Below are 7520 nucleotides of genomic sequence, written 5' to 3' on the forward strand. Positions count from 1 at the left end.
CGATTGATAGAGTCCCAAGTATTGATGAGTTGACATTTCCCCGCTTGCAAAAGACGGGGATTCTTATCGTTGAGATCGAGTGCGGTTTTAACCTTGCTCGATCTCGGTAACAATCTATTTTAGAAGACCTGTCTAGTAGGTTTTCTGACTGCTATTTTTCAATTTTATTGGTGAGAGTTCCCACTACATCAATACCGAGGGTTTGATGGACACTGGCGAGGAATTGATTGACGATTTCGGGATAGACTTTGATCAGGGCAGCCAGGGATTTACCATCACCATTATCAACGATATTAACTCGATCGAGGTGTAAGCGTCTAGGAATTTTAATCGCCTCCTCTAGGATAGTTTCTAACTGTTGAATCAAGAAAATTGCTTCTGCTTCACTGCCGGTGTTTTGCCAGACTTCTGCAAATAATTCGTTAACCAAGGCTTCAGCTTTGGCATTTTCTTCAAAAATTGCCGCTTCTCCTCTAGCGCGGAAAGTTTCAGCTTCCTGCTGCGCTTCTGCGGGTAAAACTTGATCTGCTTGGAGACGTAATCTTTCCAATTCTGCCCTAACCTGTTGCAATTTTTCCTCAACTATAGCACGTTTTTCCTTAGCGGCAGCAATAGTTATTTCTTCTTCCGATTTTGCCTGTTGTTCCAGTTTTGCTTTTAACTTTCTCAACTCGTTTTCTTGCTCTAAAATGATAATTTGATCGCGGGTTTTAGCCACGGTTGCCTGTTCCTCACATTCCGCGACTATTTGTTCAGCTTCATTGAGGGCATTTGATTCGGCAATTTCAGCATCACGCATGACTAAAGCAATTCTTTCCCGTCCGAGGGAGTTAAGATAATCCACGTCATCGGCAACATTTTGGATTTTGAGAGTATCAATTTCTAAACCGAGTTTAAACAGATCTTGACTGACGTTACTGGTAATACTTTCGGCAAATTTTAGGCGATCTTCGTTCACTTGTTCGGGGGTCATTGTTGCGACTACACCCCGCAAGTTTCCTTCTAAAGTTTCTTTAGCTACGCGAATAATTTCTTCTCGATCTCGATCTAAAAATCGTTCGATCGCATTGCCGACTATTTCAGGTTTAGAACTAACTTTCACGTTAGCAATGGCCACTATATTCAGGGGAATATTGCCCTTAGAATAGGCATTTTTAATCTCAATTCTGATCGGGGTTGTGGTGACATCCATGCGTTTAACAGTTTCTAAAATTGGAATACGAATCGCCCGACCCCCCGATACTACTCGATAACCTGCATCCTGTCTATCTTTTGATTTGCGTTTCATCCCACTCAGAATTACCACTTCATTGGGTTTACAAATACACAAAAAAGAATTGATAAACCAAATCGCACCGACCCCCAGAAATATCAATAAAGCAATGGGAACACTATTCAATAATAAATTGCCAGCACTGTTATTGTTATTGTTGTCGTATTGGTTGGGATTGATTTGGATGAGATAGGAATTATTTTGACTATTCATAGTTAGTTACCCTTTGGTCTAGAAGAAATTACAAATCGCCTCTGATATACTTTTCCGGAATGACTAAAACCTTATTGTCTCTGCAACTGAGAATAAATGCTTGATCACCGACATTAAATTGTTCTTCCCCTTCCGTTATCGCTACTATATCGATCAGACTATCCCCGACATTAACTCGCACTTTCCCCTTGCTATTTTTATCGAAGGGGATTTGAACAACTCCGATTAAACCGATGAGAGAGTGATGATCGACAATACTATTTACCTGTTGGTTGCAGCGTCTTAACTTGACTAAAATCAGGAGTAGAATCGCCAAACCAATGCCTACCCCTAAAGAAATTAAAACGATTGTGAGCAGTTGAGCATTCATAGTTTAGTTATTTACCGTTATGGTTGCCCCCAATCAAATTACCGTTAACTAATTTGAGACTTCGGCCATTTCAATCACGCGATCAGCATTATCTTTGACCAAAAAATTTAAAGGTTTATTGCGACGAACTTTATACTTTAAGCGTCGTGATTCCACCCGCATCAGAATTTGTTCTAAACAATCATGATCAAAGCAAACGTGACGATGACGATCCTTATAACCCGCAGTTGCACCAGCAACGATGTGCAGTTGGGTATTTTTCTTTAACTGATACCATAAACCCTGGGGTTGATCTCCCACAGAAGGGTTGGCAGTAGTCACAGCCGGATTACTAGACATATAAAATGGGTCAATCATATTATTGCCCATCGTCTGCTCATAATTGTAATAGTAATGGAGGGGGACATCGGCGGTGGGTAAATTTAAAAGTCCTTCATAAAATTGTCGGGCTGTCTCCAAATCTGTCACCATGATTGTATGAACTTTTGGGGCGCTAGTTAGAAACATCCACATGGCTAAGGCATAAGCGGCCAGAAGCATAACCATAATCCCCTGGGTGGACAGGAGAGTATCAAGGGGTAGAAAAGCGCCGAAGAAAAGATGATTTATCAACACTGATGTGATCCTATTGCCTAAGAATTTCTATCATTCCCTAATTATAATCACGACGCTGAAACTTAAGTGAACAGGGTGGGGAGTAACCAAGTTCTGTACATTTGTATTAAAATGCTCCCTATGGGATGAATAAATGATGGGATGATGACATTGGGGAGGGAAATATGAGGAATTAGCGGAGATGAAAGCGTATATTGGGAATAGAGCCATCCCTAGAAAAGTGAGCTACTGTTATGAATTCTTTTGCACTCCCCGTCTTTCTGCAATCAGGTTTAACCCTACTGGCATTTTTAGTGCTGATTATCCTGATGGCTTAAATCTTAATCCGTCTGTGACTTCGATCGAGCAGGGGACGATCGATAGCTCAGACTAAATTTTGATAGACAGTTAGCATCTGTTCAGCGATCGCTGACCAACTATATTGATTTAAGACTAAATCCCTGGCATTTTTCCCCCGTTGTTGGCGAATTTCAGGATTAGTGATAGCCGCTTCCAAAGTATTAGTTAAATCCTCAAGCTGACAAGCTGTCACCCATCCCGCAGCCGCTGCTGCCACCGCAGGATGCAGATCCACTCGATCAGAGATCACCACAGGAATTCCGGCGGCCATAGCTTCGGCAACCGCGATGCCAAAATTTTCATAGTAGGAAGGTAAAACAAATAAATCGGCCCTAGCGAGGAGGCTATTTTTGACTTCTCCGGTCACGAATCCGGTAATTGTCGTATTTTTGCCCAAGATTGACCGCTCGATCTGATTTTTAATCCGATTTTCGTACTCCCGGTCCTGGGGATTGCTTCCTGCTAAGACAAAATGAAAATCTAGACCATTTTCTAACAACCTTTCTAAACTGGGCAGCAATAAATCTAGACCTTTTTTCGGATCAAGACGGGACATATAGAGAATGATCGGTTTATTTTCGGGAAGCTCAAAACCCTTTACTGGTAAAGCTTGTGGGTTAAAAAAATCTACCCCTAGGGGGATGATAATATCCTTAGTTTTTATATTAAATCTTTCGGCAGTTTGACACTCCTGCTGACTGGTAAAATGAACCGCCGCCGCCGCCGCTAAATTGGGTTTTTCGAGAAAATTGGCATATATTTGTTTAAGTTGCCGTTTTTTTTGCAAATCTGCCGGATCGAGGGTGCCTAGGGGACGGAGAATATAGGGCAGTTGATGATAACGAGCGATCGAAGCCGATATACTGCTTACCGGCGAGAATAAAGCATGAATATGGGCGATATCGTAATCTTTTGCCCTATTAGCCAACCAAGTAAACAGATCAAGGGAAAATTTATAGCGCCGAAAGGGAGAACAGGGAAAATAATAGATTTGATAGCCATTTTGACTAACAGGGACACCCAAAGGCACATCTAGGGGTGCTTGTCCCGTGTCACCATTGGAATCGGTGGTAATAATAGTCACCTCTTGGCCCAGTTGTGCTAAGGCTGCTGACAAACCGAGTACCATTTGACTAGGGCCACCGTAAACAAGGGAAATCGAAGGAACAATCTGAAGAATTTTCATCTTTTTGGTGCAAGGGTCAAGACTTGTTAAGATCGATCAAGCCGTTCGCTCAAATTTACCACTTCTGTGGCTCTCATTTATGGTAATCGACTTTCTGCCCTTCACTATCAATATTTCCCCGGCCTTTATTGCTGGTAGCTGTCTCTGGTCTTTAGCATTATATTTGGGGTTAGCTGGGGTACGAAATTGGTTTATAGAAATTTTTGATCGCTGGTTTAATTTTGCCGAGCGTTTCCTCTATACTTCCCTAGAAGAGTTTGAAAAAACTCGCGTCGCCAGAGAATCCCAAAATGCTTTTTATGCCTCTATCTTTAGTATTATCCCCTTTCTCATTCTCGGCGGTTTCTCCGATTGGTTAATTGAGATTAGTTTAGGAAAAAGTTGGCCGATTAGTGTCGGTATTCTCGCCTGTGTTGCCTCCGGTGTCTATGAATTAGGAAGACAGGATGGCAGCGGCAATCAGTAAATTAAGCTGTTAACTATCTCAATTACTTCTTAGGACAGCACGGGAGTGGCAAGTGAGTCGATTTTAACCCTTGACTAGGGTTCAATCTTTTCCTTCCAGACGATTTTTATGTTTATTAAGAGTCTTTTGTAGTAAATTCAAAACCTCATTAGCAATCTCAATAACTTGATGGGTTCCAAAACCAGCCTGAGTTAATTCTTTAAAAAAAGCCTTAGCGACAATTTTGGCTAATTTCGGGGGATAAGGATGGACAGCTATCGAATGTTCGGACTGAATTTCTGCTATTTCTCTAGTCACTGCCATGGCCACAAAACGAGATTTTAACATCCCTTGCAAATGAAAAATTTGCAGGGATTGGGCAGCCTGTTGAGCGAATAACTGCAAGATTTCTAAATCTAATAGTTCAAAATGTTTTTTGTCTAGGGGAAAACTGAGATTAATTACTCCAATTATCTGCTGATTGAGGATAATCGGTGCGGCTATAAAACTATTATTATTTGATTTTTTGGAATAAGGGGCTGCACTGGCAAATGGCGATCGAGTGATATCCTTAATTAGTAGAGGTTTTCCTGTAGTTGCCACAGTGCCGGCAATACCTTGATCAAGTTTAATTATTTCTTGATCAGCTAAAGGTGATAGCTCATCATAATGGGCAAAAACTTCTAGATAATCGGTAATTTCCCCCTTTAATTCCTGTGGAGAGCTTAACAGTATTGAACAGTGCCGCGCTTGCAATTGATGAGCGCTCATACTAGCTATTTTCCGGAAAATATCTTCGAGATTTTCCTCAACATTCAAGAGAAGAGCCAGAGCCGTTATTTTGGGGTTAAAATTATCCATGTATTCAATCACTTAATCAGTCCGAGTTTAGGCTTTTAGGGTGAGGGTGACATTTGCCATCTCCCTGTTTGTCTGAGTCTATAGCTTGCCATAGCATCTCATGGAAGGGCTTTTTTTACTCGTTAACTGCTCTATTGTAGATGTAGCCAAAACTTCTGTGTGTCTCTTGTTTTTTGTCTTCCCTCTAGCTACTCTGAGATCTAGTGGGTCAGACCAGTTTAACCTGACTGGAGTGAAAGATGGTGCGTTTTCTCTGGGCAATTTTGGCCGGTGTGGGGATGGGGTTAACAGTAGCGCCAGTTTCTTGGTGGTTACTCGCTTGGATTTCTCTCGTCCCCCTGTGGATGGTTGTGAGATTAGCGGAAAAATCCCTAAAAAAACAGCTTTTATACGGTTTTGGCTGGGGTTTTGCCTACCATGGTCTGGCTTTATTCTGGATCACGGGAATTCACCCGATGACGTGGATGGGTGTCCCCTGGTTAGCGAGTTTGTCAATTGCTCTGTTTTGTTGGTTGTTTATCACTTTTTGGGGAACGGCGATCGTGCTAACTTGGACGTTAGTTATGTTTTATGTCAACAAAAGTGTTAATCAGTCATCCTTTCGGGATGCCCTCCTACGGGTTTTAGTCGGCACTGCTCTCTGGTGTGGGTTAGAATCTCTCTGGAGTCAATCCCCTCTCTGGTGGACTACCCTTGCTTATAGTCAAAGTCCCCATAATTTATTGATTCTGCAATTGGGCAAATTATCGGGTTTTACGACGGTAACGGCGGCAATTGTGGCAGTTAACGGTTTAATGGCCGAAAGCTTGCTCCTAATCCGTCAATCGCGGCAAAATCTCGCTTTTCTCTCTTTACCCCTCCTCATTTGTTTTAGCCTGCATCTCTGGGGATGGGACACATACCATAAACCGATCGAAAAGTCAAGGGATTTAGGGATAAAAATTGGCGTAATTCAGGGCAATATTCCCAACACGATTAAACTTTCGCCCCTAGGATTTCAAAAGGCGATCGAAGGTTACACCTCTGGTTATCAAATTCTCGCCGATCAAGGAGTAGATGCCGTCTTAACTCCTGAAACCGCCTTACCCTACTATTGGGAGAACTTAGTCAATAATAGCTCGATTTATTCGGCAATTTTAGCCAAAAAAACGCCGATCTGGTTGGGTGCATTTGGCAAGGTGGACAAGGGTTATAACAATAGTCTCTTGACCATTGATGGCGAGGGACAGGTGATTAGTCGGTATGATAAAGTAATTCTCGTGCCTTTAGGCGAATACGTTCCTTTTCAGGAAATTTTGGGCGGAATTGTTGATCGCCTTTCTCCCTTGCAAGCGCATTTAATCCCGGGAAATCCCGATCAAATTATTGACAGTCCTTTCGGTAAGACCATTGTGGGCATTTGTTACGAATCGGCTTTTTCCGAACATTTTCGCCGTCAAACTGCTAGGGGAGGCGAATTTATTATTACTGCTTCTAATAACGCCCATTATAACCACGCCATGCCCGCTCAACACCATGCTCAGGATACCATGCGAGCGATCGAAACCGATCGATGGATGGCCCGGGCCACCAATACGGGTTATTCTGCTTTTGTCGATCCCCACGGTAATCAGCTTTGGCTATCGGATTTGGATAAATATCAAATCCATAGCGAAACAATTTATCGACGGGATACGAGAACTTTATATGTGCGCTGGGGAGACTGGTTAACTAAAGTTTTAATCATTACTGCCGGACTAGCTTGGCTCTGGAGAGCTTGGGATTAAGGTGACAGTGCTATACTTTTTCGTGAATAAACTGTATAAATAACCTAAGTTTTTGATGCAATGAAAGAGCAATTTGTCAAGTGGTTGAATAGAATCTTAATATTTGATGTGTTTTTAGTGATAGCGGGTTTTCTCTGGTTTGCCGTGGCTGTTATTGGTGAATCCACGGGAATTCCCCTAGGATTTAAACTTTTTCAGCGTCTTTGGCTGCCCCTATTCAATCCTGCTATTAGTATTTTAATTGCGGGGGCGATTTTAAGCTGGGCAATTAATAAAATACAAGAACGCTTGTCCCCTAAATAGGGTTTGCTTAATTCAGTTATCAGTTATCAGTTATCAGTTATCAGTTATCAGTTATCAGTTATCAGTTATCAGTTATCAGTTATCAGTTATCAGTTATCAGTTATCAGTTATCAGTTATCAGTTATCAGTTATCAGTTATCAGTTATCAG

Annotated in this window: 8 protein-coding genes; 3 read left to right on the plus strand and 5 right to left on the minus strand. The window is 41.9% G+C overall.

Annotated elements, in window-relative coordinates:
• Positions 1–151: 151 nt before the first annotated feature.
• The 4 genes from IM485_RS06860 to hpsP form a co-directional block, all read right to left on the minus strand.
• Complete coding sequence (locus IM485_RS06860; protein WP_104397233.1) at positions 152–1486, minus strand: flotillin family protein; 1335 nt, start codon at positions 1484–1486, stop codon at positions 152–154.
• A 28-nt stretch (positions 1487–1514) separates the two neighbouring features.
• Complete coding sequence (locus IM485_RS06865; RefSeq protein ID WP_287742134.1) at positions 1515–1856, minus strand: hypothetical protein; 342 nt, start codon at positions 1854–1856, stop codon at positions 1515–1517.
• Positions 1857–1904: 48 nt separating this feature from the next.
• Entirely contained in the window at positions 1905–2471 is a 567-nt protein-coding gene (locus IM485_RS06870; RefSeq protein WP_104397235.1) for a glyoxalase-like domain protein, read from the minus strand.
• A gap of 364 nt (positions 2472–2835) precedes the next feature.
• A complete protein-coding gene (gene hpsP / locus IM485_RS06875; protein WP_104397236.1) occupies positions 2836–3996 on the minus strand; it encodes a hormogonium polysaccharide biosynthesis glycosyltransferase HpsP in 1161 nt (386 codons plus the stop codon).
• Between the two features lie 79 nt (positions 3997–4075).
• Between hpsP and IM485_RS06880 the strand changes: the two genes are divergently transcribed.
• Positions 4076–4462, plus strand: coding sequence for a hypothetical protein (locus IM485_RS06880; protein WP_104397237.1), 387 nt, complete (start codon positions 4076–4078; stop codon positions 4460–4462).
• Positions 4463–4543: 81 nt separating this feature from the next.
• Here IM485_RS06880 and IM485_RS06885 read toward each other — a convergent pair whose 3' ends face one another.
• On the minus strand, positions 4544–5302 hold the full coding sequence (locus tag IM485_RS06885) for a GAF domain-containing protein (protein WP_287742139.1): 759 nt from the start codon (positions 5300–5302) through the stop codon (positions 4544–4546).
• A gap of 239 nt (positions 5303–5541) precedes the next feature.
• Here IM485_RS06885 and lnt point away from each other — a divergent pair, with 239 nt between their 5' ends.
• Both lnt and IM485_RS06895 read left to right on the plus strand, forming a co-directional pair.
• Positions 5542–7068 carry an apolipoprotein N-acyltransferase gene (gene lnt / locus IM485_RS06890; protein WP_104397239.1) on the plus strand — a complete coding sequence of 509 codons (1527 nt, stop codon included), beginning with the start codon at positions 5542–5544 and terminating at the stop codon, positions 7066–7068.
• A gap of 60 nt (positions 7069–7128) precedes the next feature.
• Entirely contained in the window at positions 7129–7371 is a 243-nt protein-coding gene (locus tag IM485_RS06895) for a DUF8620 family protein (RefSeq protein WP_002740130.1), read from the plus strand.
• Positions 7372–7520 lie beyond the last annotated feature (149 nt).

The organism is Microcystis sp. M169S2 (genome assembly GCF_020245865.1).
Lineage (GTDB): Bacteria > Cyanobacteriota > Cyanobacteriia > Cyanobacteriales > Microcystaceae > Microcystis > Microcystis ichthyoblabe_A.

Coding starts and splice junctions, on each gene's coding strand:
- IM485_RS06860 (WP_104397233.1), bottom strand. CDS start 1,486: ATGAATAGTCAAAATAATTCCTATCTCATCCAAATCAATCCCAACCAA.
- IM485_RS06865 (WP_287742134.1), bottom strand. CDS start 1,856: ATGAATGCTCAACTGCTCACAATCGTTTTAATTTCTTTAGGGGTAGGC.
- hpsP (WP_104397236.1), bottom strand. CDS start 3,996: ATGAAAATTCTTCAGATTGTTCCTTCGATTTCCCTTGTTTACGGTGGC.
- IM485_RS06880 (WP_104397237.1), top strand. CDS start 4,076: ATGGTAATCGACTTTCTGCCCTTCACTATCAATATTTCCCCGGCCTTT.
- IM485_RS06885 (WP_287742139.1), bottom strand. CDS start 5,302: ATGGATAATTTTAACCCCAAAATAACGGCTCTGGCTCTTCTCTTGAAT.
- lnt (WP_104397239.1), top strand. CDS start 5,542: ATGGTGCGTTTTCTCTGGGCAATTTTGGCCGGTGTGGGGATGGGGTTA.
- IM485_RS06895 (WP_002740130.1), top strand. CDS start 7,129: ATGAAAGAGCAATTTGTCAAGTGGTTGAATAGAATCTTAATATTTGAT.